The organism is Kitasatospora sp. NPDC059646 (assembly GCF_042734615.1).
Lineage (GTDB): Bacteria > Actinomycetota > Actinomycetes > Streptomycetales > Streptomycetaceae > Kitasatospora.
This window is the reverse complement of record NZ_JBHWDS010000018.1, coordinates 46240-71282: the sequence shown is the minus strand read 5'-3', so window position 1 is coordinate 71282 and position 25043 is coordinate 46240. Positions and strand designations below refer to the sequence as shown.

The window sequence follows — 25043 nt, the reverse complement described above, 5'->3', positions numbered from 1 at the left end:
GAGGCGGTGCGCTCTCACCGGTCCGCCAGCCGCCAGCTGTCGACCACGGTGTAGCGGGCCGGTCCGAACCCGGTCTCGCTGCGCATCAGGTGGATCCGTCCCGCCTCCCACTCCACGCCCCGGAAGTCCTGCATCGCGTCCGCCATCGCCCGCATCCCGCGCGCGCCGTCGTGGCTGCGGGCCAGTGTCAGGTGCGGGTGGAACCGGTGGTCGTCCGTGACGTCGAGCGCGTCGCGGACGGCCTCGGCGAGCCGCCGCAGGGCGGCCGTCGCGCCCGTCACCCCGCACCAGAGCACCCGGTCGCCGAACGTCCCCGCACCGGCCAGCCGGAGCCGCAGCGGCGGGTTCCCGGCCGCGACGCCCGCCAACTTCCCTGAGATCTCCGGTACTTCGTCCGCGGAGACGTCGCCCAGGAAGGCCAGCGTGAGGTGCCACCCGGCGCTCTCGCTCCAGCGCAGCCGGTCCGCACCGGGCAGCTCCCGCAGCAGCGCGGTCGCCCGGGCGAGCTCCCCGGTGGCGCGGACGGGCGGATTCACGGCGACGAAGAGCCTCATCCCGTCATCCTGCCCTACCGCCCGGCGGCCGCCACCGGATAGAACAGACGCCATGCGCATCCGTACCGGAGGTCCCGACTCCGCCCCCGACCTGCTCAAGCTCATCGACGGCGCGGTCGCCTGGCTGACCGCGCAGGGCCGCACCGGCCAGTGGGGTTCGGTGCCGTGGTCGCAGCGCCCGGAGTCGGTGGCGCGGGCCGAGCAGGCGTGCCGCGAGCAGCTGGTCCGGGTCGCCGAGCGGGCGGGCGGCGGGGGCGACGCGCTGGGCGTGTGCGTCCTGGCCGAGGAGGCCCCGTCGTACGCCCCGCCGGTGCCGGAGCGGGAGCTGTACGTGCGCTGGCTGGTCACCGACCGCGCGCACAGCGGCTCCGGCATCGGGGCCGCGCTGGTCGCGGACGCCCTGCGGGTGGCGCGCGAACGCGGCATCGATCTGCTCCGGGTGGACTGCTGGGCCGGTGGCGACGGCCGGCTGGTCGAGCAGTACGAGCGGCTCGGGTTCACCCGGACCGCCGCGTTCACCGTCGACCGGCCGACCGGCCCGTGGCCCGGCCAGGTGCTGGAACAGCGCGTGGGCGCGGACCACTGGGCTCCCTAGCAGGCGGTCGCCAGGTCGCCCTTCTGCACCACCGAGAACACCCGGCCGCGGGCCCGCACCGGGTGCGGGTCGAGCCGCAGGCGCAGGCCGCTGATCCGGCCGAGCACCAGGGCGACCGCGCCGGCGGCCGCGGCGGAGACCAGGCCGCAGGCGAGCAGACCGAGGCGGGGACCGTACTGGGCGGTGATCCAGCCGACCAGCGGGGCCCCGATCGGGGTGCCGCCGGTGAAGACCAGCACCAGCAGGCCCATCACCCGGCCGCGCATCTCGGGGTCGGTGCCGAGCTGGAGCGCCGAGTTGACCGAGGTGTTGAAGGTCAGGCCGAACACCCCGATCAGGGTCAGCAGCAGCGCGAACGTCCAGTAGCCGGGCGCGAACGCGGCCATCACCTCCAGCGCGCCGAACGCCAGCGCCGCGAAGACCAGGCGGCGCAGCCGGGGCGCGCCGCGCCGGGCGGCGAGCAGCGCGCCGGTCAGCGAGCCGACCGCCATCGCGGTGTTGAGCAGGCCGTACGCGCCGGCGCCGACGTGGAAGGTGTCCTTGGCGAAGCCGGCCAGCAGGGTCGGGAAGTTGAACCCGAAGGTGCCGATGAAGCCGGCCAGCACCATCGGCCAGAGCAGTTCGGGGCGTTCCCGGACGTAGCGCAGGCCCTCGCGGAGCTGTCCGCGTTCGCGGGCGATCCGCTCGACGGGGCGCAGTTCGCTGCTGCGCATGGCGAGCAGGCCGCCGATGACGGCGGCGAAGGACAGCGCGTTGACGCCGAACGCCCAGCCGCTGCCGACCGCGGCGATCAGCGCGCCGGCGACGGCGGGGCCGACCAGCCGGGCGGTCTGGAAGTTGGCGGCGTTCAGGCTGACCGCGTTGGCCAGGTCCTTGGCGGGCACCATCTCGCTGACGAAGGCCTGCCGGGTCGGGTTGTCGACCACCGTGACCAGGCCGAGCAGCAGCGCGAACAGGTAGACCGCGACGGGTGTGACGAGGCCGGTGACGGTGAGCACGGCGAGGCCGGCGGCGAGCAGGCCCATCGCGCCCTGGGTGGCGATCAGCAGGCGGCGCTTGGGCAGCCGGTCGGCGAGGACGCCGCCCCACAGGCCGAACAGCAGCATGGGCAGGAACTGCATGGCGGTGGTGATGCCGACCGCGAAGGGGCTGCCGGTGAGGCTGAGGACCAGCCAGTCCTGGGCGATGCGCTGCATCCAGGTGCCGGTGTTGGAGACGACCTGGCCGGCGAAGTAGTACCGGTAGTTGCGGATGCGCAGGGACGAGAACATCCCTCCCGGGCGGGTGAACCGGCCCGGCGAAGCGGCGGGGGTCTCCGCCGCGGTGCGTTCCTCGGGGTCGTCGTCGCCGCTGCCCGGCAGGCCCGCGGGGGCGGGCGCCTGGCTCTGCGCGGCGGGTGCGCCGGTGGGCGCGGGTTCGGCGGCGGCCGTCTCGTCGGCGAACGGCTCGTCGGTGCGCTGCCCGGCGGGGCGGGTGATGCGTCGGGGGTCGGTGCGGAAGTCGGTGCGGATGGTCGCGGTGCGGATCGCGGCGGCGCGGGCGGCCGGCGGTGTCACAGTGTTCTCCCCTCGACGCGCCGCGACCGTTCGGACGGTCGCGGCGCGGTGTGTGGCGCTGGTGGGTGCTGCGGTGATGCGGTTCTCCTTCGTTCGCCCTGAGAGCGCGGTCCTTGCGTGCGGTGGCGGTTACAGGTGGGCCAGTTTGTAGAGCACGGGCGCGGCTGCCTTCAGCCGTTCCCACTCGTCCTCGTCGAGGCCCTCGGCGAGCTCCGCCAGCCAGGCGTTGCGCCGCCGGCGGGACTCGTTGAGGATCTGCTCCGCCTCCTCGGTGCTGCTGACGACCACCTGTCGGCGGTCCTCGGGGTGCGGCTCCCGCCGCACCAGGCCTTTCTCCTCCAGCATCGCGATGATCCTGGTCATGGACGGCGGCTGGACGTGCTCCTTGCGGGCCAGCTCGCCTGGCGTCGCCTTGCCGCACCGGGCAAGCGTGCCGAGCACCCCCATCTCGGTGGGGCTCAGCGACTCCTCGACCCGCTGGTGTCGCAACCGCCGGGCCAAACGCATCGCGGACGACCGCAGCTGGCTGACCGCCACCAGGTCGTCCTCGGACATCTCGGGCATGTCCTTAGCCTACGTCATTACCGAAGCTAAAGAAAATTGATTTCGATCACGCCCGGCAGCCGGCGGCGGAAGGGGTCAGTCCGCGCTGAGGTGGAAGCCGAGGCGGCCGAAGCGGAGGCGGTCGCCGGGGCGGACGACGGTGCCGCCGGCGACCCGGCGGTCGTTGACGAAGGTGCCGTTGCTGGAGCCGAGGTCGTAGAGGACCCAGTCGCCGTCCTCGTGGCGCAGTTCGGCGTGGCGCCGGGAGACGGTCGCGTCGCCGAGGCGCAGGCCGGAGCCGGTCATCCGGCCGATCAGCAGGCGGCGCACGGCCGGGTCGGGCAGCCGCAGGAGGGTGAGCTGCTCGGCCTGCCAGGTCTGCCGCAGGCGGACGTTCAGCGCGGAGACCTTGGCGACGGTGCGCAGCAGCAGCCGGGAGACCGGGCCGTAGGTGCGCAGGTCGCCGACCACCTCGGCGAGTTCGGCGCGGCTGCGGGCGGTGAGGACGAGCTCCATCCGGCGGATGAAGGTGTCGTGGGAGAGCCGGCCGCTGCCGACGCCGTCCCGCAGCACCTCCAGCGCGCTGTCCCGCTCGGCCTGCGAGGGGCGGGCCAGTCGGGTGCCGAACTCCTGAGCGCTCATGGCGCGATTGTCGGCCGGGCGGGGCGCGGCTGTCCAGCGTGCGGCGTACGCCCGGCCTGCGGAGTTGCCCGACTGCGCTCCCGCCGTGGGCTTTTCGGCGAATTGGTCGTCAAGTCGCCCGGCCGGCGCGGCAGTCCTGGCAGGATCCGGCGCAGCACGTTCCGCCGCACGAAGGAGTCCCGCCATGCCCGTGTTCGCCGTGACCGGGCATCTGGACCTCACCGCCGACACCGCCCGGACGGTGCGCGCCGCCCTCGACGAGTTCCTCGCGCCGTTCCCCGCAGCGGAGTTGACGGGCGTCTCGTGCCTCGCGCCGGGCGCGGACACGCTGTTCGCGGACGCCGTGCTGGCCCGCGGCGGCCGCCTGGTCGCGGTGCTGCCCGGCCCGGGCTGCCCGGGCCCGCAGGCCGCGCCCGCCGAACTCGCCGACTTCGTCCGGCTGCGCGCCGCCGCCCACCGCACGCTGGTGCTGCCCGCGGCGGTGCTCGACGACGCCGCCTACGTCGCCGCCAACGCGGAACTGCTGGCGCTCGCCGATGAGTTGGTCGCCGTGTGGGACGGCGGCCCGGGCAACGGCCCGGGCGGGACGGCCGACATGGTGGCCGCCGCCCGGGCCGCCGGGGTGCCGGTGCACGTCCTGTGGCCGGCCGGGGCGGCCCGCAGCCGCCGCTGAACTCCCGTGCGGGCCAGGGCCCGTCTTCGAACCCGCGCCGCAGCCCCGCGGCGTCCGGGGCGTGCTCTCGGCGTGCCGGGCGGCGAGAGTGCGTGCTCGGGGCACCTCCCGGCCCGCCAGGGCCGGGGCGCGCTGTGGGGCAGGCGGGGGCTTGAGGACAGGCCCTAGGGCTCCAGGCGGTTCGGGCCGCGGAACAGGAAGACCGCGTCGCGGATCGACGGCAGCCCGAGCGCCAGCATCAGCACCCGGCCGAGGCCCAGGCCGAAGCCGCCGTGCGGGGGCATGCCGTAGCGGAAGCAGTCCAGGTAGCGGCCGAGCGGCCCTTCGGGGCTCGCGTCCATGCCCTTCTCCCGGGCCTGCGCGACGAGCCGGCCGTGCCGGTGCTCGCGCTGCGCGCCGGTGGTGATCTCCACGCCCTTCCACAGCAGGTCGAAGGAGTCGGTGACGGTCGGGTCGTCGGCGGGCCGCAGGTGGTAGAACGGCCGCACCGAGGCGGGGAACCGGGTGACGAACACGAACTCGTGCCCGTACTCCTCGGCGACCAGCGCGCTCAGCAGCCGCTCGCCCTCCGGGTCGAGGTCCTCCCGCACGCCGTCCCGGTCCCAGCCGGCGGCCCGCAGCTTCGCCGTGGCCTCGGCCATCGTCAGCCGGGGGAAGGGGAGTTCGGGCACCACGACGCGGGTGTCCCAGTGCTGCCCGATCTGCTCGCCGTGCCGTTCGGCGACCCGTTCCAGCACCCGGCGCAGCATCCGCTCCTCGAAGGACATCACGTCCCCGACGGAGTCGATCCACGCCAACTCGACGTCCACGCCGGTGAATTCGGTGGCGTGCCGGGAGGTGAAGGACGGCTCGGCGCGGAACACCGGGCCGATCTCGAAGACCCGGTCGAGGCCGGCCGCGATCGCCATCTGCTTGTAGAACTGCGGCGACTGGGCGAGGTACGCCGTCCGGTCGAAGTAGCCGACCTCGAACACCTCGGCGCCGGACTCGGAGGCGGTGCCCATCAGTTTCGGCGTGTGCAGCTCGATGCAGCCCTCCTCGGCGGCGACCTCGCGCATCGCCTGCTCGACGGTGGTCTGCACCTCGAACACCAGCCGCCGTTCGGGCCGCCGCAGGTCCAGGAAGCGCCAGTTGAGCCGCTGCTCCGGCCCGGTCTCCGCGCCGATCGGCAGGCCCGGCTCGGCGGCCGACACCACCTCGACCCGCTCCGGCACCAGCTCCAGCCCGCCGAGCTTCACCACCGGGTTGGCGACCACCTTGCCGGTGACCTCCACCGCGGACTCCGGCGCCAGGCCCCGCAGCACCTCGTCCAGCCGGTCGCCCTCGCCCCCGCGCCGGTGCGTCACCTGCACCATGCCGGTGTGGTCCCGCACGACCACGAACTGCATCCTGCTCTGCAGCCGCAGCGTGTTCACCCACCCCTTGACCGTCACCGTCGAGTCCACCGCGGACCCCAACTCACCGACGAGGGTTCGAACCATGACCAGCAACTCCCTGGGTTGCGGGCGCGTTGTTCGCGCCACGAGAAGAGCGGTAGACAGCCGCCCGAGGACGCGCCCACGCTAACCGCCCACCGACCCCCGGCACCTCCGGTTTTCCGCCGCGCCCGACCTGGCCGGACCCGCACCGGGGCCTTACGATGGCCCGACTCGGCGGCGGCCACGGCGAACTGACGCACCGTCACGCATGCGCACCTGGGGAGGTCGTCCGGATGGACGAGGACGCGTGGGACCGGCCGGTGGTACGGCCGCAGTCCCTGGAGGAACTGATCGACCTGGTCGGCCCGCTGGTCGAGACGACGACGCTGCCCCGGGCGCAGGCGCCCGTCCGGCAGGTGGTGGTGTTCGACCCGCTCGACCGCCCGGCCGGCCGCGGCGACCTGCTGGTCGGCGTCGGCGTCGACCCGCACGGCGCGGCGGCCGAGGAACTGCTGCGCGCCGCCGGGGACGCCGGAGTGGCCGGCGTGGTGCTGCGCGGGGCCCGCGACGGCGGGCGCAAGCAGGAGCTGCGGACGGTCGCCGAGCGGGCCGGGACGGCCCTGCTGTTCCGCACCGCCTGGGTGGACTGGCCGCGGCTGATCACCACCCTGCGGGCCGCCGCCGCCACCGGCCCCGTCCCGGGCAGCGCCAACGTGCCGCTGGGCGACCTCGGCGGCCTGGCCCGGCTGATCGCCGTCCAGGTCCAGGGCGCGGTGACCGTCGAGGACCCGGACTCCCGGGTGCTCGCCCACTACGCCGAGAGCGCCGACCTCGACCCGATCCGGATCCTCACCATCTCCACCGGGCAGGTCCCCGAGGAGCGCCGCCGGGCGATGACCGAGGGCGGGTTCTTCAAGGAACTCTGGTCCACCGACCAGGTGCTGCACCGCCGCGCCGAGGGCGACGTCCCCGAACGGATGGCGGTGGCCGTCCAGGCCGGCGGCGAACGCCTCGGCTCGATCTGGGTGGCCGCCCTGTCCGGGCGCCGGCTCCAGGACAGCGCCGCCGAGGCCCTGCAGGTCGCCGCCCGGCTGGCCGCCGCCCACCTGCTGCACCACCGCTCCCGGCACCACGGCCGCAGCGAACTGCTCGCCGAGGCCGCCCGCTCGGTGCTGGACGGCCGCGGCTCCGGCGCCCTGCTCGCCCGGCACAGCGGCATGCCGGCCGACCGCCCCTGCGCCGTGCTGTCCGTCGGCACCGCCGGCCCGGTCGACGACGACCTGCGGGTCCGGCTGGAGCGGCTGGCCGGCTGGCACCCGGCCGGCCCGGGCCGCAGCTCCCTGGTGCTCCCCGCCGAGCACGGCGTGCTCGTCCTGCTGGCCGGCCTGGCGGCCGACCGGCCCACCGCCGAACTCCAGGTCGCCGACTTCGGCCGCCGCCTGGTCGCCGACCTCTCCGCCCGGCTGCGGACCCCGGTCCTGGCCGGCCTCGGCCCGGTCCAGGACCGGCTGGACCACGCCTCCCGCTCCCGCGAGTCCGCCGACCTGGCCCTGAGCGGGCTCCGGTTCGGCCGCACCGGCCCCGACTGCGCCACCGTCGACGAGGTCGCCGACGCGGTGGCCCTGCAGCACGTCCTGGAGACCCTGCGCGACCTGCCGCTGCCGGTCCGCACCTCGGTGTCCCGGCTGGTCGCCCACGCCGAACAGGGCGGCGACCGCGGCCTGCTGGACGCCCTGCACGCCTACCTCGACCACTCCCGCGAACTCGGCCGCGCCGCCGACTCCCTGGGCGTGGCCCGCACCACCTTCGCCAACCGCTTCCACAACAAGGTCCTGAAGGTCTCCGGCCTGGACGTCGACAACCCCGACGCCCGGCTGCTCGCCCACCTCCAGCTGCGACTGCTCGACCACCGGGACCCGGGCGCGTCCTGACACCGCATCGGACCGCCGGAACGGTGTCCGGACACCGCCGCGGCGCCGCCACCGCCCTCGCCCGCCGTCCCGCACCCTCCGGCCCGCCCGTCCCGTCGCCCCGCACCGAACACCCTCGAACACCCGCGCCCGGCCGTGCCCGCGCACCGCCACGCGCACCGAAACCCGGCGCGGCGGGCACAGACGCGACGCCCCTGGGAACCGCACGCTGGAACCACGGCCCGGAACCCACCACCGGGCCGGGACCCCTTCCTGCCGACACCGCGCGGAGCGTGCCCCATGACCGACCACCAGCCCCTGATCGGCCCCGAGCGCCGCGAACTCCTCCTCCGTGCCGCCGTCCGCGACGGCCTGCTCGACCCGGAGGAGACCCCGCTCGCCGCCTTCCTCGACCTGGACGCCGTCACCGGGACGGTGGCCGCGCTGCACGCCGCGTTCCCCGCCCGGCTCGACGTCCTGCACGCCTTCGCCGCCAAGGCCAACCCGCTCGGACCGGTGCTGCGCCGGCTGCGCGGCCTCGGCATGGGCTGCGAGGTCGCCAGCCCCGGCGAGTTCGCGCAGGCCCTGGCGGCCGGCTTCCCGCCCGACCGGATCGTGCTCGACTCCCCCGCCAAGACCCGCCGCGAACTCACCCTCGCGCTGGACCTCGGCGTCGCCGTCAACATCGACAACTGGCAGGAACTCGCCCGCGTCGACGACCTGCTGAACGGGCGTCCCACCGCCTCCCGGATCGGCGTCCGGGTCAACCCGCAGGTCGGCGGCGGCAGCATCGCGGCGATGAGCACCGCCACCGCCACCTCCAAGTTCGGCATCCCGCTCGCCGACCCCGGTACCGCCGACCGGCTGGTCGACGCCTTCCGCGCCCGCCCCTGGCTCACCTGGCTGCACTGCCACGTCGGCTCGCAGGGCGTCGACCTGTCCCTCATGGCGGCCGGCGTCGGCGCGACCGTCGCCCTCGCCGAACGGATCAACCGCGAACTCGGCCGCCGCCAGGTCGCCGGCATCGACCTCGGCGGCGGCCTGCCCGTCAACTTCGCCGACGACCGGATCACGCCCGGCTTCGACACCTACGTCGGCGAACTCCGCCGGCACGCCCCCGCCCTCTTCGACGGCGGCTACCGGCTGGTCACCGAGTTCGGCCGCTCCGTCCTGGCCAAGGCCGGCTTCACCGCCTCGTACATCGAGTACACCAAGCAGGCCGGCGGCCGGGCCGTCGCCGTCGGCCACGCCGGCGCGCAGGTCGCCGCCCGCACCGTGTTCATGCCCGACAGCTGGCCGCTGCGGATCAGCACCCACCACCCGAGCGGCGCCGCCAAGCACGGCGACCCCGTCCCTCAGGACATCGCCGGCCCCTGCTGCTTCGCGGGCGACCTGGTCGCCCGCAACCGACCGCTCCCCCTCCTCGACCCGGGTGACCTGGTCCTGCTCCTCGACACCGGCGCCTACTACTCCTCCCACCACTTCACCTACAACTCCCTCCCCGAACCCCCCGTCCTCGGCGCCCGCACCGACCCCGCCGGCACCGTCCACTTCGAGCTCCTCCGCCCCGCCCAGACCCTCGACGACCTGGTCGCCCGCACCACCGGCTGACCCCACGCACACGCGAACGGCCCTCCCCAGCGAACGCGGGGGAGGGCCGTCGGAGCACAGTCGGTCGGCGCTGCCGGGCGGCACGACCCAACGGGCGGACCGGCCGGTGATGGCGGCGGTCAGCATGTCGGCCGTCGACAGCGCACGGTGGCTGCCCCGGGAACCGGCCGCACCGCGGGCTTTCCCCATCGGGCTCTGCCCGCCTGGCCTGCTTCACCGCCTCCGGCAGTGCCGCATCGGCCGTGGCGACCTCGGTGGTCGTGCCGAACAGCCGTCGGGCCCCGGCCGAGCGGTCGTCGTCGGTGTCGATCACGGTTCGCGCCATGACCGTTCCTTCCGCGGGCGGCAACAGCAGGACGACATGAACCCGACTCCGCGACCGACACCGAAAACGGCCCCGTGCTCCGGGGAGCACGGGGCCGTCGGGCGACCTGGGGGTCAGAGCAGGCCGAGGGCCGGCATCAGGTAGTAGAAGGCGAAGACGGCGGCGACCGCGTACATCGGGACGGGGACGGTGCGGGCGCGGCCGGCGACGACGCGCAGGAGGCAGAAGGCGATGAAGCCGAAGCCGATGCCGTTGGTGATCGAGTAGGTGAACGGCATCATCACGATGGTGAGGAAGGCCGGCATCGCGATGGTGTAGTCGGCCCAGTCGATCTCCTTGACGGAGTTCGCCAGGATCAGGAAGCCGACGGTGACCAGGGCGGGGGTGGCGGCCTGGGCGGGGACCATGGTCGCCAGCGGGGTGAGGAAGAGCGCGACCAGGAAGAGCGCGCCGGTGACGATGGAGGCGAAGCCGGTGCGGGCGCCCTCGCCGACGCCGGCGGTGGACTCGACGAAGCAGGTGTTGGCGGAGGAGGAGGTCGCGCCGCCGGCCGCGGTGGCGATGCCGTCGATCATCAGGACCTTGTTGATGCCGGGCAGGTCGCCCTTCTCGTCGAGCAGGTGGGCCTCGTCGGCGACGCCGAGGATGGTGCCCATCGCGTCGAAGAAGCAGCTCATCAGCACGGTGAAGACGAACAGGATGCCGGTCAGCAGGCCGACCTTGGAGAAGCCGCCGAACAGGCTGACCTGGCCGACCAGGCCGAAGTCGGGGGTGGCGACGGGGTTGCCGGGCCAGGCCGGGACGGTGAGGCCCCAGTTCTCGGGGGCGAGGTCCGCGAAGTTCTGGATGATCACGGCGGCGACGGTCATCACGGCGATCGAGATGAGGATCGCGCCGGGGACCTTGCGCACGACCAGCGCCATGGTGAGCAGCAGGCCGAGGATGAAGATCAGGACGGGCCAGCCGTGCAGGTGGCCGCCGGCGCCGAGCTGCAGCGGGACGGTGGTGTGGGCGACGTCCGGGATGCGGGAGACGAAGCCGGAGTCGACCAGGCCGACCAGTGCGATGAACAGGCCGATGCCGATGGCGATGGCCTTGCGGAGCCCGAGCGGGACGGCGTTCATGACGCGCTCGCGCAGGCCGGTGGCGACCAGCAGCATGATCGCGAAGCCGGCCAGCACGACCATGCCCATGGCGTCGGGCCAGGTCATCTTGGGGGCGAGCTGGAGCGCCACGATGGTGTTGACGCCGAGGCCGGCGGCGAGGCCGATCGGGACGTTGCCGATGACGCCCATCAGCAGGGTGGTCAGACCGGCGGTGAGCGCGGTGGCGGTGACCAGTTGGGCGCTGCTGAGGTGGGCGCCGTTCATGTCGGTGGCCGAGGCCAGGATGATCGGGTTGAGCACCAGGATGTACGCCATCGTGAAGAACGTGGCGACACCACCGCGGATCTCGCGCGGCAGCGTGGAGCCGCGCTCGGAGATCCGGAAGAAGCGGTCCAGGGCGCCGGACGGGGGCTGCGGCGCGTTCTGGGAGGGCTCGGGCGACGCGCTGGTCGACTGGGCCTGAGACATTCGGGCGTCCTCGATCGGGTGAGGCAGAGGTGGGGGAGGTTTTCAGTATGGCGAGGCGCGTCGTGCACGCGCCATCTTCGCGCGTAGAGCGCGGCCCTTACGGTCACGGTCGATCACCTTCGGGCAACCGACCGCCGCTGCCGGCCCGCCGGGGGCGCCCCGTACCCTAGGCGCATGCCCAAGACCGCGCTGCGCTCCGCTCCCCCGCCGCTAGAGGCGAACGACGTCGCCATCGTCGGCACCGGCACGGTGCTGTGGTTCGTCGGCTTCGTGGTGCTGCTGCCGTTCCAGGGCACGCTGTCCGACCACGGCCACGGCAGCTGGCCGTGGATCTGCCTGTCCGGCGGCCTGCTCGGCCTGATCGGCCTGAAGTACTGCCGGGCCCGCCGGGACGCGATCCGACGCGCCCGGGCCGCCGAGGCGTCCGAGACCTCCGACGCGGTCCAGTAGCGCCCGGGGGCCGGCCACTCGTCCGGCCCGAATCCGACCGAGGTGCGACGCATCGCCCAAATCGCCCACCTAGAGTCGGTGCCATGACGCACCCAGCGGAAGGCACGACCCCGGCGGGCCCAGGCGCGCACCCCTCCGGCGCGGGCGGGGCGTACCAGCCCGGCCTGAGCGGCGCCGAGGTGGCGGAGCGGGTCGCCCGCGGGCAGGTCAACGACGTCCCGGTACGGTCCAGCCGGTCGGTGCGGGAGATCGTCCGCGCCAACGTGTTCACCCGGTTCAACGCGATCATCGGCGTGATGTTCGGCATCATCCTGGTCGTCGGCCCGATCCAGGACGGCCTGTTCGGCCTGGTCATCGTCGCCAACACGGCGATCGGCATCGTGCAGGAGATGCGCGCCAAGAAGACCCTGGACAGCCTGGCGCTGATCGGCGAGGCCCGCCCGCAGGTCCGCCGGGACGGCGCGGCCGTCCAGGTCGCCACCGGTGAGATCGTGCTGGACGACACGGTGCTGCTCGGCATCGGCGACAAGGTCGTGGTGGACGGGACGGTCACCGAGGCGGACGGCCTGGAGATCGACGAGTCGCTGCTGACCGGCGAGCCGGACCCGGTGCTCAAGCACCCGGGCGACCACGTGATGTCGGGCTCGTTCGTGGTGGCCGGCGCGGGCGCGTTCACCGCGACCAAGGTCGGCCGGGAGGCGTACGCCGCCAAGCTCGCCGAGGAGGCCAGCCGGTTCACCCTGGTCAAGTCGGAGCTGCGCAGCGGCATCGACCAGATCCTGCGGATCATCACCTACCTGCTGATCCCGACCGCGCTGGGCCTGATCGTCAGCCAGCTCGCGGTGCAGCGCAACGACTGGAAGGAGGCCGTCCGGCGGATGGTCGCCGGGATCGTGCCGATGGTCCCGGAGGGCCTGGTGCTGCTGACCTCGGTGGCCTTCGCGATCGGCGTGATCCGGCTTGGCCGCCGGCAGTGCCTGGTGCAGGAGCTGCCCGCGATCGAGGGCCTGGCCCGGGTCGACACGGTCTGCCTGGACAAGACCGGCACCCTCACCGAGGGCGGCATGGACCTGGTCGACCTGCGCCCGCTGACCGGCGGGGACGGTGCCAAGGCCCGGCTCGCGGAGGCGCTCGGCGCGATCGGCGCGGCCGACACCCGTCCGAACCCCAGCATGCAGGCCGTCATCGACGCGTACGGGCCGCCGGAGGAGGGCCGCTGGCGGGTGCTGGAGGCGATCCCGTTCTCCTCGGCGCGCAAGTGGAGCGGCGTGCAGCTGCTGGAGCCCGGCGGCGGCGAGGGAAGCTGGCTGCTCGGCGCCCCGGACGTGCTGCTGCCCGCCGGGCACCCGGCGCTGGCCGAGGTCGACGAGCTGGGCGCGAAGGGCCTGCGGGTGCTGCTGCTGGGCCGCAGCCCGCTGCCGCTGGACGACCCCGACCCGGCGGCCGGGCTGGAGCCGCTCGCCCTGCTGGTGCTGCAGCAGCGGCTGCGCGAGGACGCGGCGGACACCCTGCGCTACTTCCGCTCCCAGCACGTCCGGGCGAAGGTGATCTCCGGCGACAGCGCGGTGTCGGTCGGCGCGGTCGCCGCCCACCTGGGCCTGCCCGGTGCGGAGACCGCGACCGACGCCCGCACGCTGCCCACCGACCCGGAGCAGCTCGCCGAGGCCGCCGACCGCACCGCCGTGTTCGGCCGGGTCACCCCGCAGCAGAAGCGCGCCCTGGTGGGGGCGTTGCAGTCCCGGGGCCACACGGTGGCGATGACCGGTGACGGCGTGAACGACGTGCTGGCGCTGAAGGACGCGGACATCGGCGTGGCGATGGGCACCGGCTCGGACGCGACCCGGGCGGTCGCGCAGATCGTGCTGCTGGACGACCGGTTCGCCACCCTGCCGTCGGTGGTCGCCGAGGGCCGCCGGGTGATCGGCAACATCGAGCGGGTGGCCGGGCTGTTCCTGGTGAAGACCGTGTACTCGGTGCTGCTGGCGCTGCTGGTGGTGTTCACCCAGGTCCCGTACCCGTTCCTGCCGCGGCACTCGACGGTGCTGTCCTCGCTGACCATCGGCATCCCGGCGTTCTTCCTGGCGCTGGCGCCGAACAACGAGCGGGCCCGCACCGGGTTCGTGCGGCGGGTGCTGCGGCTGGCCGTGCCGGGCGGGATCATCTGCGGCACCGCGACGTTCGTCGCCTACGCGCTGGCCCGCAGCGACAGCGGGACGGCGCTGAAGGCGGACACCTCGGTCGCCACCCTGACGCTGTTCATCGTGGCGATCTGGGTGCTGGCGATCGTCGCCCGCCCGTACACCTGGTGGCGGCTGCTGCTGATCGGCGCCATGTCCGGCGCGTTCGCGCTGGTGCTGGTGGTGCCGTGGCTGTCGGACTTCTTCCAGCTCCAGCTGGTCGGCTGGCGCGACCCGCTGACCGGCGTGGCGATCGCCGCGATCGCGGGGTGCCTGCTGGAGGTCACCTCGCGGGTGTTCGTCGAGAAGAAGGAGCCCGAGGCGGCGTAGGCCCTCCCGTCCGGCTCCCGCCGGACGGGAGGGCCCGCACCACGCTCCCCGCGGGCGTCACTCGTAGTCGCGCGCCGCCAGCAGCTCGTAGGCCCGGTCGGGTTCGGTGAGGGCGGCGAGGATCTCGAACCGGCGGTGCCACTGCTGGACCGACCAGGCGAGGCCGGCCGCCAGGCCCTCGGGGGTGGCGGCGTGCAGCAGGCCGGGGACGGGCGGCACCTCGAACTCGTCGTCCTCGTCGGCCTCGTCCGCGTCGTCGGGGTCGTAGGGCAGTTCGGGCGCGGTGGCGGCGGGGTCCCAGCGCCAGTCCACCCGGGCGTCCTCGCCGTCGGGGCCGACGACCAGCAGCTCCTCGTGCTCCTCGTAGACGGCGGGGCAGCCGGGGAGCAGTTCGCGGACCACGGCGGGGGTGCGGTGCAGGGTGCCCTCGGACAGCACCCGGCCGCCGGCCACCTCGCTGGCGAGCGAGACGTGCAGCCGCTCGGCCAGCGCGGGGGCGAGCGCCGGGTGGACCGGCAGCACCGGGTGGTCGTGCAGCAGCTCGACCAGGTCGGGGGCGTCGGCGACGACCGCGGCGGTGGCGTCGACGATCACCGTGGCGTCGTCCCGGCGGCCGGTGCTGCCGTCCAGCGGGGCCAGCGCCCGCACCACGTCCAGGGGCTCCACCCGCTCCACCGGCAGGGCGGCCAACGCGCTGTAGATGCCGTGCAGTTGACGGTGGGTCACGACGGAGAGCGGGTCGGTGAGGCGGTCGATCAGCTCCTCGGGGCCGTGCGGCTCGGCGAGCAGCGCGGCCAGCGTGGTGCGGACGCCGAGCGCGTGCAGGAACTGCGGGTCCAGGGTCGTCCGGGCCTCGTCGTACAGTCCGCGCAGCAGCGGGTCGGCGCCGGCCGCGCGCAGGCCGGCGGGCTCCCGGCCGTCCAGCACCGGGTGGTCGCGCAGCCACCAGGCGGTGTACGGCGGCAGGTCGGTGTAGGTGCCGTCGGGCAGCAGGGTGCGGACGGGCGTCACCACGGCGTCCCGGTACGGGGGGCGGGCGAGCAGCGCGAGGGCCTCCGGCCAGGCGTCGTCGGCGACCAGGTCGAGGTCGCGGACGGCCAGCAGTTCGGCGGCCACCGGCGGGACGCCCAGCTCGGCCGCATCGTCGGCGTGCAGGGACTCCAGTGCGTCCTCGCACCAGTCGGCGAGGCCGTCGGGGGCCTCGTCGATCAGGCCGGTGGGGGTGCCGCCGGCCGCGCGGTCGGCGGGGGCGGTGGGGTCGAGGCGCTCCAGGTCGTCGGGGTCGAGCACCACGTCCTCGGCGCGGACCAGCGTGAACGCGGTGAGCGCGCCGGCCGCGGCCAGCACCTCGGGGCCCCAGCGCTCCAGCAGGTCGTCGTCCACGAAGGCGACCTCGTCCTCGCCGGCCAGGTGTGCCAGCGGGCTGTCGGGGAGCAGCAGTTCGCCGGCCCGGGCGAGTTCGCCCTCGTCGTCGGGCAGCGCCAGCCGGGCCAGCCACGGGTGCTCGCCGGGGGCGGGGGCGGCCGCCTTCACCAGCGACAGGACGGCGTCCGCGAGGTCCACCGCGGCGTCGTAGTCGTCCTCGCCGAGCTCCAGCGAGCGGGCGACGGCGGCGCGCAGTTCGGGGGTCTCCAGCAGGCCGGCGGGGGTGGCGGTGGCGGCGCCGAGCCGGCCCAGCAGCGGGTGGGCGGCGTCGGGGTGGGCCAGCCGCAGGTCGAGCAGGTCGAGGGCCTCGGCCAGCGACTCGGGGTAGCCCTCGAAGCCGGCCCAGTCGGCGGGGTCGGACGGCAGCAGGACCCGGCGCGGGCCGGTCACCGTGCGGCCGTCGGCGAGCGGCACGGGCAGCGCGCCGAGCGCCTCCGGGTCGGCGCCCTCCAGGGCCGCGTACAGGCTGCGCCACCAGGCGGGTTCGCGTTCCAGGCCGCCCAGCTGGTCGACCACCTCGGCCAGCGGGACGCGGCGCACCCGCAGGGTGCGCAGTTCGGTGCGGCGCTCCAGGCCGGCCGGCAGCAGGCCGGGGAAGATCGGGGCGAGCGCCTCCACCACCGAGTGGTCGGCGCCCTCCAGCAGCACCGCGTCGCGCGGCCGCAGCGCCGGGGTGCCCTCCTCGGTGCCGCGCGGGTGCGGCAGGAACGGGGTGCCGGGCAGCCGGTCCAGGATCGCGGTGCGCAGCGCGTTGTCGAGCGCGCTGCCGCCGAGCGGGGACGGCACCAGGTCCAGCGAGTGGACGTCGGCGCCGCGGGTGCGGAGCAGGTCCGCGTACGCGTCGGCGGCGCGCTCGACCAGGAAGTCGGTGAGCGGGCCGGGTGCCACGTGGCGGCGGGTCGGGTCCAGCGGGAACGAGGCGATCAGCAGCGCGGGCACTCCGAGCGGTTCCTCGCTGGGCGTCGGCGCGTGCACCACGGCGGCGGTGCCGGGCCGCTGCGGGCGGCCCTGCGCGTCCACCGGCACGGCCCAGGTCAGCGTCCACTGCGGGCGGGCCCGCTCCTCGGTGGTGCGGTCGGCGAGCAGTTCGGCGGCGGCCGTCCCGGAGGCGCCGACGGTCTGCCAGGTGGTGCTGCGCGTCCCGTCGGTGACGGTGACGGTGGGCAGCTGCTCGGGCCGCGGCGGGTTCGCGGTGCGGGTCAGGGTGCGCACGTCGTCGGCGGTCTCCACCACCACCTCGGCCAGGCCGGGCAGGGTCAGCAGCAGCGCGTCGTCGATCGCGGCGAGCAGACGGCCCGTCAGGTCCTCGGCGGCGCGGTCGCGCAGCGGCAGCACCACCACCGTGTCGTAGCCCCCCGGGGCCCGCCCCTCCGCCGGGAAGGGCAGCCGCAGCAGCGGCACGTGGCCCTCACGGCGCGTCAGTTCCTCGGCCAGTTCGGGGCGTTCGGCGACCAGTGCGCGCGCGTCGGTGAGCGACCAGCGGACCCCGCCGGGGTGGCTCAGCACGGCCGGCTCGTCGCTGACGGCCAGCACCGCGGAGAACCCGACGCCGAACCGGCCGACCACCGCCTGCTCGTCCCCGCGCTTCGCGGACGCCCGCAGCGTGGACAGCGACTCCACGGCCTCCGCGTCCAGCGGCGCGCCGGTGTTGGCGGCCGCCAGCACTCCGTCCCGCAGGGTCAGCCGGAGGCGGCCGGTCACTCCCGCGCGGGCGGCCGCGTCGGCGGCGTTCTGCGCGAGTTCGACGATCAGCCGGTCCCGGTACCCGCCGAGCGCGAGCTCCTCCTCGGCGTTCGCGTCCTCCCGGAAGCGCGCGGGCGCGGCCGCCCACGCCTCCAGGACCGTCCGCCGCAGCCGGGCCGTGTCGAAGACGTCCGGGCCCTCGGGGGACGCCGCGCTGCCGATGATCCGAGACTCCACGTGCCGAGCCGCCCTTCGCGTGGTCTGCGTACGAGTCGGCATTCTGCCAGGGGCTTCGGAAGCAGGAGGCGCACCGACCGGGGCGCGGGGAGCTGCGCGGGCGATGACCGCACGTCAGCGAGGTCGCGATCGCCGGCAAGTCGTCGCCCTGCGTCGCGACCTCGCGGTCGGCGCCTCCGGCTCCGCGCAGCTCCCCGCGCCCCCGGTTCGCGCTCGTCCGCCCGCTACGAGTGACCGAGCTCCTCCGCCGGGGCGTCCGGCTCGACCGAGCCGGAGGTGCGGTCGGGGTGGATGTGGAGCGGTTCGACGACGGTCTCGTCGAGGATCAGCTCGGACGGGACCGGCGGGGCCGGGAGGACCGCGGCCTCGGAGTGCGCGCCGCAGCCGTACGCGAGGGAGACGACCTGGCCGTCCGCGGGGCCGAACTCGTTGCCGCAGACGCCGAACGCCTGCCCGAGCGAGCCGCCGATCGGGATCAGGAAGCCGCAGGTGTTGCACGAGGCGGGGGCCGACTGCGCCATCGGCGTCTGCGGGCCGTACGCGGTCTCCCAGCGTTCGGCGGCCTGGTGCAGGCCGATCCGGGAGAGCACGCGGGGGCGGCCGAGTCCCAGTTCGTCGGCGACGGCGCCGATCTCGGCGCGGGCCGGCGGCGGCTGGATGCCGGGTTCGGCGATCACCAGGTCCTCGTCGGCGGCCTCGGCCAGCACCGAGTTGGGGGCGGGCTCGTCCTCGCCGCTCCAGCCGGGCTCCAGGCGGAGGTCGTCGGCGCCGGTGGGCAGCAGGTCGCCGGGGCCGAGGTCGCCGGGCAGCAGGCGCTCGCTCCACGGCACCCACTGCGGGGCGAGGACGGCGTCGGGGCCGGGCAGCAGCGCGACCTCGTCGAGGGTGACGTTCTTGGCGCGCGGGGCGCGGGCGACGGTCACGGCCCAGTGCCAGCCCCGGTAGGCGGGGTCGAGGCACTCGAAGGTGTGGGTGACCAGGCGCTCGGCGTCCGCGTTGGCCTTCACGTGGGCGCCGACGACGGACTCTCCGACGCTCTCCACGACTGCCTGGCGGGCGAGATCGACGGCCTCGGCACAGAGCCGGTCAGGGGTACGGCTTCGCATCGCAGCACTCACGGCGTCGGTTCTCTCCCAGTCCTGTCATCCTGCGGTCTGTCCCGAGACGGCCCCCGCTGGGCGGGCTCGCACCGGTTGCCGCTGCCACGTCACCAGAGCAACCCCCGCGGACGCGGGACCGATCCATTCTGCTCGACCGGGGACCGCTCCGTGGCCGGGCCGCGCCGCCCCCGGTCCGCCACCCCCTTGCGCAGGCCGGGCAGGCGCGTAGTGCAGGCTACCCGCCGGTCGGCGGTGGAGCACAGTCCGGGGCCGCGGGCGGGGGCGCGCCGTGCCGCGGGCAATCACTCGTACGGCGTGTGTTTGTCGGGCAGGATGGGCTTGTGGCGGAGGAGAACCCGCCGCAGCACGGACTGCGCCCCGGGCAGGACGAGAGCCGGCCCGAGCCGTCAGCCGCGCCGCGGCAGCATCCCGCGGCCCCCGGCGAGCCGGAGGCGGATGAGCCGCGTCCGACGGCCGGTCAGGACGGCGCGGCGGCGCCGACGGTGAAGCCGCGCGGGGTGTGGGCGCGGGGCGCGTCGGCGGCGGGGGTGCGCACGGGGCGGGTGGTGCACGGCACGGGCCGGCGGATCCGGCGGGCGACGTCGGCGGAGGGCGCGGGCGAGTCGGGCCTGGCGAAGCTGATCGAGCTGCACGCGCTGAACTCGTTCGGCGACATGCTGATCACGGTGGCGCTGGCGTCGACCATCTTCTTCTCGGTGCCGACGGGCGAGGCCCGCGGCCGGGTGGCGCTCTACCTGGTGATCACGATGGCGCCGTTCGCGGTGCTGGCCCCGGTGATCGGGCCGCTGCTGGACCGGCTGCCGAACGGCCGGCGCTCGGCGGTGGCGATGGCGATGCTGGCCCGGGCGGTGCTGGCGTGGGTGATGGCGGGTCTGGTGCCGGGCGGCGGGCTGGCGTTGTACCCGGCGGCGCTGGGCGTGCTGGTGTCCTCGAAGGCGTACGGGGTGGTGCGCAGCGTGGTGGTGCCGCGGCTGCTGCCCTCCCAGTTGTCGCTGGTGAAGGCGAACTCGCGGGTGACGCTGGCGGGCCTGGTGGCGACGCTGGTGGCGGGCGGGGTGGGCGGGCTGCTGCACCTGCTGGGGCCGGCCTGGCCGCTGCGCGGGGCGTTCGTGGTGTTCGTCATCGGCACCCTGATGGCCTTTCACCTGCCGCACCAGGTGGACTCGGCGAAGGGCGAGCAGCGGGCGGAGCTGCACGCGGAGCCGTCCGAGCCGCGGCCGAAGGGGGTGCTGCGGGCGGTCGGGCCGTCGGTGGTGATGGCGCTGCGCGGGGTGGCGGCGCTGCGCTGGCTGGTCGGGTTCCTGGTGATGTTCCTGGCGTTCCTGATCCGCCAGCACCCGCCGGGCGGCCTGCCGGAGACGGTGGCGCTGGGCGTGGTCGCGGCGGCGGCGGGCCTGGGCAACGCGCTGGGCTCGGTGCTGGGTTCGTGGCTGCGCACCCGCGGCTCGGAGGTGACGGTCACGGTGATGCTGCTGCTGGCGACGCTGGCGGCGGCCGCGGCGGCGCTCTGGTACGGCATCGTGACGGTGACGGTGGTGGCGGCGACGGCGGGCATGGCGGCGTCGCTGGCGAAGCTGGCGCTGGACGCGCTGATCCAGCGGGACGTGCCGGAGGCGGTGCGCACCTCGGCGTTCGCCCGGTCCGAGACGGCGCTCCAGCTGAGCTGGGTGGTGGGCGGCGTGGTGGGCATCTCGCTGCCGCTGAACGCGGTGCTCGGGCTGTGGGTGGCGGCGGGGGTGACGGCGCTGATGCTGCTGTGGACGTTCCGGTCGCTGCTGCGGATCGGGCCGCGCCGGTCGGCGGCGCGCCCGCGCGTGGCGTAACCTCGCGCGACTCGGGCACCCCGGCGTCGTGTGATCACGGAAGGCGAGTAGCCTCTTGCCCATGAGCCTCAGCACCCCCGTCACCGCCGGACTCGCCGCCGCCGTCGTCGTCGGCGCCGGACTTGCCGGTTTCGGCATCTACACGGCCGTGGACAACGGCAAGCCCGCCAAGAACGAGGCCACGCTGGTCGTCGGGACCTCGACGGTCCGCGCCGAGCCGGCCTGCTTCAACGGCGGCAAGGCGATCTCCGACGCGGACCTCACCAAGTGCGCCCAGCAGGCGGCGAAGGACTCCGAGGCGAAGAAGCTCACCAGCCTCGACGTGCGCGCCAGCGACCGGGTCGGCGTGGGTGTGCCGAAGGACCTGGCGGACAAGGGCTGGTACGCCTTCACCGGCTCCGGCCAGAACCGCATGCCGATCATGCAGGGCGCCACCGGGCTGACCTACTCCGGCTCGGTCTCCGCCACCACCCTGATGACCAGCGACGACCGGACGATGGTGACGGTCGCCGCGGTCGACCAGCAGACCAACGAGTACTACGCGGTCTGGTTCTTCAACCTGAACAACCAGAAGAGCTGACCTTCCGGTCGATGACCGCTGAGCGCCGCCCCGAGCAGTCCGGCCCCGCCGCCGGGCTGCTCGTCGTCGTGGCCGTGCAGGCGGAGGCCGAGGCGGTCCGCCGGGGGCTCGGCGAGGACGCCCGGGTCGAGGTGCTGGCGGCGGGCGTCGGCCCGGCCGCCGCGGCGGCCGGCACGGCGGTGGCGCTGTCCCGCGGCGGGTTCCGGCTGGTGCTGTCGGCGGGCATCGCGGGCGGTTTCGCGCCCGCCGCGCCGATCGGGTCGCTGGTGGTCGCGGACGCCCTGGTGGCGGCCGATCTGGGTGCGGAGACCCCGGACGGCTTCGCGGACGTCACCGAGCTGGGCTTCGGCACGGCGCGGTACCCGGTGCCGGACGAGGTGGCGAAGCTGGTCGCGGGGGCGACCGGCGGGGCGCTCGGCGAGGTGCTGACGGTCTCCACGGCGACGGGTTCGGCGCGCCGCGCCGGGCAGCTGAGGGAGCGTCACCCGCGGGCGCTGGCCGAGGCGATGGAGGGGTTCGGGGTGGCCGAGGCGGCCGCCCGTTTCGGGCTCGCGGCGGGGGAGCTGCGGGCCGTGTCCAACGCCGTCGGGCCGCGCGACCGCGCGGCGTGGCGGATCGGCGAGGCGCTGGCGGCCCTGGAGCGGGCCTTCGCGGCGCTGCCGGTGTCCCGTCTGCTCCAGGAGGTCCGTCCATGGCCGAGCCGCTGAGTGTCGCCTACTCGCCCTGCCCGAACGACACGTTCGTCTTCCACGCCTGGGCGCACGGCCTGGTCGCGGGTGCGGACGCGCCCGAGGTCCGGTTCGCGGACATCGACATCACCAACGGGCTGGCCGAGCGCGGCGAACTGGACGTCCTGAAGATCTCCTACGGCCAACTGCCGTGGGTGCTGGACGAGTACGCGCTGCTGCCGTGCGGCGGGGCGCTGGGCCGGGGCTGCGGGCCGCTGGTGCTGACCGCCGCGCCGACCGACGCGGCCGGGCTGGCCGGGCGCCGGGTGGCCGTGCCCAGCGAGCGTTCCACCGCGTACCTGCTGTTCCGGCTGTGGGCGGCGGAGGCGGTGCCGGGCGGGTTCGGCGAGATCGTGGTGCTGCCGTTCCACGAGATCATGCCGGCCGTCCGGGACGGCCGGGTGGACGCCGGCCTGGTGATCCACGAGGCCCGGTTCACCTACCAGCAGTACGGGCTGCACTGCCTGGCCGACATGGGCGAGGCGTGGGAGGCGGCGACCGGGCTGCCGATCCCGCTGGGCGCCATCGTGGCCCGGCGCTCGCTGGGCGCCGAGCGGCTGCGCGAACTCGCCGACACGGTGCGCGCCTCGGTGCGGCAGGCCTGGGCGGACCCGGCGGCCTCCCGGGAGTACGTGCTGGCGCACGCCCAGGAGATGGACCCGGCCGTCGCCGAGCAGCACATCGGGCTGTACGTCAACGAGTTCACCGCCGACCTCGGCGAGGACGGCTACGCGGCGGTGCGCGGCCTGCTCACCCGGGCCGCCGAGCAGGGACTCGTCCCCGCCGTCGACCCGGGCGCGCTGGCCTTCCCCTGAGCAGTGTCAGACGTCGAACTGGTCGGCGATCGCGCGCAGCACCATGGCGATCTTCTGGCCCTCCGGCTTGCTGGGGTAGCGGCCGCGCTGCAGGCCGGGCAGGACGCTGTCCAGCTTGGTGATCAGGTCCTGCACGATCGGGGCCATGTCGTCGGCGCTCTTGCGCTGGTTCGCCGCCACCGACGGCAGCGCGTCCAGCAGCGTCACGCTCATCGCCTGGTCGCCGCGGTGGCCCGCGGCGATGCCGAACTCGACGCGCTGCCCGGGCCTCAGCGTGGTGACGCCCGCGGGCAGCGCCTTGGTGTGGACGAAGACCTCGCCCCCGTCGTCGCGCGACAGGAAGCCGTAGCCCTTCGTCTCGTTGAACCACTTGACCTGGCCGGTGGGCATCTCGAAAAGTCCTCGGTGTCGGGTGCGAGCGACCCCGTCGGGTCGCGGATGGATGTGCGGCTCGGCCGCCGGGAACGGGCGGCCGGTGCCACTCAGTGGGGCAATGATCCCTCAGCGTGCGCCGGAACGGCGACGGGATTCCGGGCCGGGGTGTGGCCGTGCCTCGCGCCTGCAGCGCCCTCCATCGGCCCACACCTCCCGTCGGCTCGGGGCGGGCATCTCGTGGACCAGCCGCTGGTCCGCCCGCGCGATGGCTGCATACCCGGGGTCGGCGCGGGTCGAAACTCTTTGCGCGCACCGAGTTGCGCGCAGTGACGCCGGGCCGGTCAGGAGGGGTCGGAGAGGTGCCCGCCGAGCCAGCCGAGGGAGGCCGGGAGCATCCGCGACCAGGTGTTGAAGTTGTGCCCGCCGGTGTCGAGGGTGATCGCGGAGACGGTGGTGGCGGTGCCCTTGGCGGCGGCCCGGAACCGCTCGGTCTCGGCGAAGTAGTCGCCGTCGCCCTCCCGGCTGCCGCCGACCAGCAGTGCGGTGCCCGGCGCCGGCAGGTGCCCGAGGCGCCAGGTCAGGTCGGCCTCGTCGCGGCGCTGCTGGTCGCCGCCGAACAGGTCGCCGGTGGTCGGGTCCTCGGCGGCCTTGTAGTAGCCGGACAGCGACACCGCGGCGGAGAACACGTCCGGGTGACGCATCGCCAGCTTGAGCGCGCAGTACCCGCCGGTGGAGTTGCCGATCACGCCGAGGCTGCCCGGCCCGGAGGCGATCCGGTACGAGGAGCGCAGCGCGGCCGGCACGTCGGCGCTGAAGTAGCGGTCGGACTGCGGGCCGCCCGGCACGTCCTCGCACTCGGTGTCGCGGGGCATCGCCGGCGACGGGCGCATCAGCACCAGGACGGTCGGCTTCGCCTTGCCCTCGGTGGTGAGCTTCAGCTGCACCGCCGGGTAGTTCAGCTTGGTGATCAGGTTCTTGGCGTCGCCGGGGAAGCCGGTGATGACGATCGCCGCCGGGAAGTGCTTGTCCTGGAAGCCGGGCTGGAAGTACTGCGGCGGCAGGTAGACGTAGCCCTCGGTGGACAGGCCGGTGGCCGCGCCGGGCAGCCGGACCTTCTCCAGCCGGCCGACCTGGCCCGGATCGCGGCCCATCGCGCCGGTGTCCCGGACGTTCTCCGCGCTGATCCGCTCCACGCCCTTGGTGCGGCCGAGCATCTGGTTCTGGACGGTCACCGGGCCGTCGTCGTTGGTGCCCAGCAGGTCGGCCCAACTGCTGTAGAACGCGAAGTAGTTGTTGGCCAGCAGGCCCAGCGTGCACATCACCGCGAGCTGGGTGCCGACGATGGTGCCCAGCCGGCCGAGCACCGCGCGCCAGCTCTGCCGGGCCAGCCGGGGCCACAGCCAGACCGTGCCGGCCACCATCAGCGCCGAGACCAGTGCCGACAGTGCCAGCACCTTGTGACTGGTCAGACCCATGCCGCCGCGCGCCCTCGTTCCCTGCCGATTTTCCCCGAAGGATCAGCATGCCTGAGAGCTTCCTGGGAATCCTGAGCGTTCAGGTGGAATGCGCGTGCCCGTGCCCCCGCCGATCGGCGGGGACACACGTGGGAAACTGGCACAAAGCCCGCGCGAAGGAGTGCAGCAGTGACTGGTCGGTCCCGCGATCTCGGTGAGAACCTCGTCCGCGTCGGCGGCGTGGTGTTCGTCCTCGGCACCCTCGCCACCGTCGCCACCGTCGTGCCGTACCTGCTCGACCTGCCGCGGCTGCCGTCGATCGCGTGGGGGCTGTCCATGATGATGCCGCTCGGGCTGCTGGTGGCCCTGATCGGCCTGTTCGCCACCGCCCGCGCCGAGTCCCGCCGCCGGCGCGCCGCCCGGGAGGCCGCGGCCGCCTCCTGA

General features: G+C 74.8%; 21 protein-coding genes. 11 read left to right on the top strand and 10 right to left on the bottom strand.

Annotated elements, in window-relative coordinates:
* Positions 1–14 precede the first annotated feature (14 nt).
* Positions 15–554, bottom strand: coding sequence for an RNA 2',3'-cyclic phosphodiesterase (thpR, locus tag ACFV1L_RS15490; protein WP_380366107.1), 540 nt, complete (start codon positions 552–554; stop codon positions 15–17).
* A gap of 52 nt (positions 555–606) precedes the next feature.
* Here thpR and ACFV1L_RS15485 point away from each other — a divergent pair, with 52 nt between their 5' ends.
* On the top strand, positions 607–1149 hold the full coding sequence (locus ACFV1L_RS15485) for a GNAT family N-acetyltransferase (RefSeq protein ID WP_380366105.1): 543 nt from the start codon (positions 607–609) through the stop codon (positions 1147–1149).
* On the opposite strand, the gene ACFV1L_RS15480 is transcribed toward ACFV1L_RS15485, so the two are convergent.
* The 3 genes from ACFV1L_RS15480 to ACFV1L_RS15470 form a co-directional block, all read right to left on the bottom strand.
* Positions 1146–2420 carry an MFS transporter gene (locus tag ACFV1L_RS15480; protein WP_380366212.1) on the bottom strand — a complete coding sequence of 425 codons (1275 nt, stop codon included), beginning with the start codon at positions 2418–2420 and terminating at the stop codon, positions 1146–1148. The genes ACFV1L_RS15485 and ACFV1L_RS15480 overlap by 4 nt on opposite strands.
* A 414-nt stretch (positions 2421–2834) precedes the next feature.
* On the bottom strand, positions 2835–3269 hold the full coding sequence (locus tag ACFV1L_RS15475; RefSeq protein WP_035865044.1) for a MarR family winged helix-turn-helix transcriptional regulator: 435 nt from the start codon (positions 3267–3269) through the stop codon (positions 2835–2837).
* Positions 3270–3344: 75 nt separating this feature from the next.
* Entirely contained in the window at positions 3345–3890 is a 546-nt protein-coding gene (locus ACFV1L_RS15470; protein WP_380366104.1) for an FHA domain-containing protein, read from the bottom strand.
* 184 nt (positions 3891–4074) lie between these two features.
* Here ACFV1L_RS15470 and ACFV1L_RS15465 point away from each other — a divergent pair, with 184 nt between their 5' ends.
* Positions 4075–4563: a hypothetical protein gene (locus tag ACFV1L_RS15465; protein ID WP_380366103.1), complete on the top strand. Its 489-nt coding sequence runs from the start codon at positions 4075–4077 to the stop codon at positions 4561–4563.
* A gap of 164 nt (positions 4564–4727) precedes the next feature.
* Here ACFV1L_RS15465 and aspS read toward each other — a convergent pair whose 3' ends face one another.
* Entirely contained in the window at positions 4728–6044 is a 1317-nt protein-coding gene (gene aspS, locus ACFV1L_RS15460) for an aspartate--tRNA(Asn) ligase (RefSeq protein ID WP_380366101.1), read from the bottom strand.
* Between the two features lie 230 nt (positions 6045–6274).
* Between aspS and ACFV1L_RS15455 the strand changes: the two genes are divergently transcribed.
* Together ACFV1L_RS15455 and ACFV1L_RS15450 are read left to right on the top strand one after the other, a co-directional pair.
* Positions 6275–7912, top strand: a complete 1638-nt coding sequence (locus tag ACFV1L_RS15455) for a helix-turn-helix domain-containing protein (protein WP_380366100.1) — start codon at positions 6275–6277, stop codon at positions 7910–7912.
* A gap of 279 nt (positions 7913–8191) precedes the next feature.
* On the top strand, positions 8192–9502 hold the full coding sequence (locus ACFV1L_RS15450; protein WP_380366098.1) for a diaminopimelate decarboxylase: 1311 nt from the start codon (positions 8192–8194) through the stop codon (positions 9500–9502).
* 438 nt (positions 9503–9940) lie between these two features.
* On the opposite strand, the gene ACFV1L_RS15445 is transcribed toward ACFV1L_RS15450, so the two are convergent.
* The gene (locus tag ACFV1L_RS15445) at positions 9941–11401 is read right to left on the bottom strand and encodes an NCS2 family permease (protein WP_380366096.1); all 1461 of its coding nucleotides are present in this window, start codon (positions 11399–11401) and stop codon (positions 9941–9943) included.
* Positions 11402–11575: 174 nt separating this feature from the next.
* Here ACFV1L_RS15445 and ACFV1L_RS15440 point away from each other — a divergent pair, with 174 nt between their 5' ends.
* Positions 11576–11851 carry a DUF2530 domain-containing protein gene (locus ACFV1L_RS15440; protein ID WP_380366094.1) on the top strand — a complete coding sequence of 92 codons (276 nt, stop codon included), beginning with the start codon at positions 11576–11578 and terminating at the stop codon, positions 11849–11851.
* An 83-nt stretch (positions 11852–11934) separates the two neighbouring features.
* The gene (locus ACFV1L_RS15435; RefSeq protein ID WP_380366092.1) at positions 11935–14358 is read left to right on the top strand and encodes an HAD-IC family P-type ATPase; all 2424 of its coding nucleotides are present in this window, start codon (positions 11935–11937) and stop codon (positions 14356–14358) included.
* Between the two features lie 57 nt (positions 14359–14415).
* Here the strand turns inward: ACFV1L_RS15435 and ACFV1L_RS15430 are convergent, their stop codons facing one another.
* Both ACFV1L_RS15430 and ACFV1L_RS15425 read right to left on the bottom strand, forming a co-directional pair.
* Positions 14416–17703 (bottom strand): sacsin N-terminal ATP-binding-like domain-containing protein, encoded by a 3288-nt coding sequence (locus ACFV1L_RS15430; protein WP_380366090.1) that lies wholly within the window; start codon positions 17701–17703, stop codon positions 14416–14418.
* 224 nt (positions 17704–17927) lie between these two features.
* Positions 17928–18809, bottom strand: a complete 882-nt coding sequence (locus tag ACFV1L_RS15425) for a DUF3027 domain-containing protein (protein ID WP_380366088.1) — start codon at positions 18807–18809, stop codon at positions 17928–17930.
* A 497-nt stretch (positions 18810–19306) separates the two neighbouring features.
* Between ACFV1L_RS15425 and ACFV1L_RS15420 the strand changes: the two genes are divergently transcribed.
* From ACFV1L_RS15420 to ACFV1L_RS15405, 4 genes are all read left to right on the top strand, one after another.
* The gene (locus tag ACFV1L_RS15420; protein WP_380366210.1) at positions 19307–20647 is read left to right on the top strand and encodes an MFS transporter; all 1341 of its coding nucleotides are present in this window, start codon (positions 19307–19309) and stop codon (positions 20645–20647) included.
* A gap of 61 nt (positions 20648–20708) precedes the next feature.
* Positions 20709–21227, top strand: a complete 519-nt coding sequence (locus ACFV1L_RS15415; protein ID WP_380366086.1) for a hypothetical protein — start codon at positions 20709–20711, stop codon at positions 21225–21227.
* An 11-nt stretch (positions 21228–21238) separates the two neighbouring features.
* Positions 21239–21934, top strand: coding sequence for a futalosine hydrolase (locus ACFV1L_RS15410; protein WP_380366084.1), 696 nt, complete (start codon positions 21239–21241; stop codon positions 21932–21934).
* A complete protein-coding gene (locus ACFV1L_RS15405) occupies positions 21919–22770 on the top strand; it encodes a 1,4-dihydroxy-6-naphthoate synthase (protein WP_380366082.1) in 852 nt (283 codons plus the stop codon). Before ACFV1L_RS15410 ends, ACFV1L_RS15405 begins: the two co-directional genes overlap by 16 nt.
* A 6-nt stretch (positions 22771–22776) precedes the next feature.
* On the opposite strand, the gene ACFV1L_RS15400 is transcribed toward ACFV1L_RS15405, so the two are convergent.
* Positions 22777–23160: a cold-shock protein gene (locus ACFV1L_RS15400; protein ID WP_035865009.1), complete on the bottom strand. Its 384-nt coding sequence runs from the start codon at positions 23158–23160 to the stop codon at positions 22777–22779.
* 326 nt (positions 23161–23486) lie between these two features.
* Complete coding sequence (locus ACFV1L_RS15395; protein ID WP_380366080.1) at positions 23487–24620, bottom strand: alpha/beta hydrolase; 1134 nt, start codon at positions 24618–24620, stop codon at positions 23487–23489.
* Positions 24621–24788: 168 nt separating this feature from the next.
* Here ACFV1L_RS15395 and ACFV1L_RS15390 point away from each other — a divergent pair, with 168 nt between their 5' ends.
* Positions 24789–25043, top strand: coding sequence for a hypothetical protein (locus ACFV1L_RS15390; protein WP_380366079.1), 255 nt, complete (start codon positions 24789–24791; stop codon positions 25041–25043).

What these genes read in the sequence shown, in the direction of transcription:
- ACFV1L_RS15405 (WP_380366082.1), top strand. Translation starts at nt 21,919, where the DNA reads ATGGCCGAGCCGCTGAGTGTCGCCTACTCGCCCTGCCCGAACGACACG.
- aspS (WP_380366101.1), bottom strand. Translation starts at nt 6,044, where the DNA reads ATGGTTCGAACCCTCGTCGGTGAGTTGGGGTCCGCGGTGGACTCGACG.
- ACFV1L_RS15465 (WP_380366103.1), top strand. Translation starts at nt 4,075, where the DNA reads ATGCCCGTGTTCGCCGTGACCGGGCATCTGGACCTCACCGCCGACACC.
- ACFV1L_RS15485 (WP_380366105.1), top strand. Translation starts at nt 607, where the DNA reads ATGCGCATCCGTACCGGAGGTCCCGACTCCGCCCCCGACCTGCTCAAG.
- ACFV1L_RS15415 (WP_380366086.1), top strand. Translation starts at nt 20,709, where the DNA reads ATGAGCCTCAGCACCCCCGTCACCGCCGGACTCGCCGCCGCCGTCGTC.
- thpR (WP_380366107.1), bottom strand. Translation starts at nt 554, where the DNA reads ATGAGGCTCTTCGTCGCCGTGAATCCGCCCGTCCGCGCCACCGGGGAG.
- ACFV1L_RS15395 (WP_380366080.1), bottom strand. Translation starts at nt 24,620, where the DNA reads ATGGGTCTGACCAGTCACAAGGTGCTGGCACTGTCGGCACTGGTCTCG.
- ACFV1L_RS15440 (WP_380366094.1), top strand. Translation starts at nt 11,576, where the DNA reads ATGCCCAAGACCGCGCTGCGCTCCGCTCCCCCGCCGCTAGAGGCGAAC.
- ACFV1L_RS15475 (WP_035865044.1), bottom strand. Translation starts at nt 3,269, where the DNA reads ATGCCCGAGATGTCCGAGGACGACCTGGTGGCGGTCAGCCAGCTGCGG.
- ACFV1L_RS15455 (WP_380366100.1), top strand. Translation starts at nt 6,275, where the DNA reads ATGGACGAGGACGCGTGGGACCGGCCGGTGGTACGGCCGCAGTCCCTG.
- ACFV1L_RS15480 (WP_380366212.1), bottom strand. Translation starts at nt 2,420, where the DNA reads ATGTTCTCGTCCCTGCGCATCCGCAACTACCGGTACTACTTCGCCGGC.
- ACFV1L_RS15470 (WP_380366104.1), bottom strand. Translation starts at nt 3,890, where the DNA reads ATGAGCGCTCAGGAGTTCGGCACCCGACTGGCCCGCCCCTCGCAGGCC.
- ACFV1L_RS15410 (WP_380366084.1), top strand. Translation starts at nt 21,239, where the DNA reads ATGACCGCTGAGCGCCGCCCCGAGCAGTCCGGCCCCGCCGCCGGGCTG.
- ACFV1L_RS15425 (WP_380366088.1), bottom strand. Translation starts at nt 18,809, where the DNA reads ATGCGAAGCCGTACCCCTGACCGGCTCTGTGCCGAGGCCGTCGATCTC.
- ACFV1L_RS15450 (WP_380366098.1), top strand. Translation starts at nt 8,192, where the DNA reads ATGACCGACCACCAGCCCCTGATCGGCCCCGAGCGCCGCGAACTCCTC.
- ACFV1L_RS15400 (WP_035865009.1), bottom strand. Translation starts at nt 23,160, where the DNA reads ATGCCCACCGGCCAGGTCAAGTGGTTCAACGAGACGAAGGGCTACGGC.
- ACFV1L_RS15445 (WP_380366096.1), bottom strand. Translation starts at nt 11,401, where the DNA reads ATGTCTCAGGCCCAGTCGACCAGCGCGTCGCCCGAGCCCTCCCAGAAC.
- ACFV1L_RS15435 (WP_380366092.1), top strand. Translation starts at nt 11,935, where the DNA reads ATGACGCACCCAGCGGAAGGCACGACCCCGGCGGGCCCAGGCGCGCAC.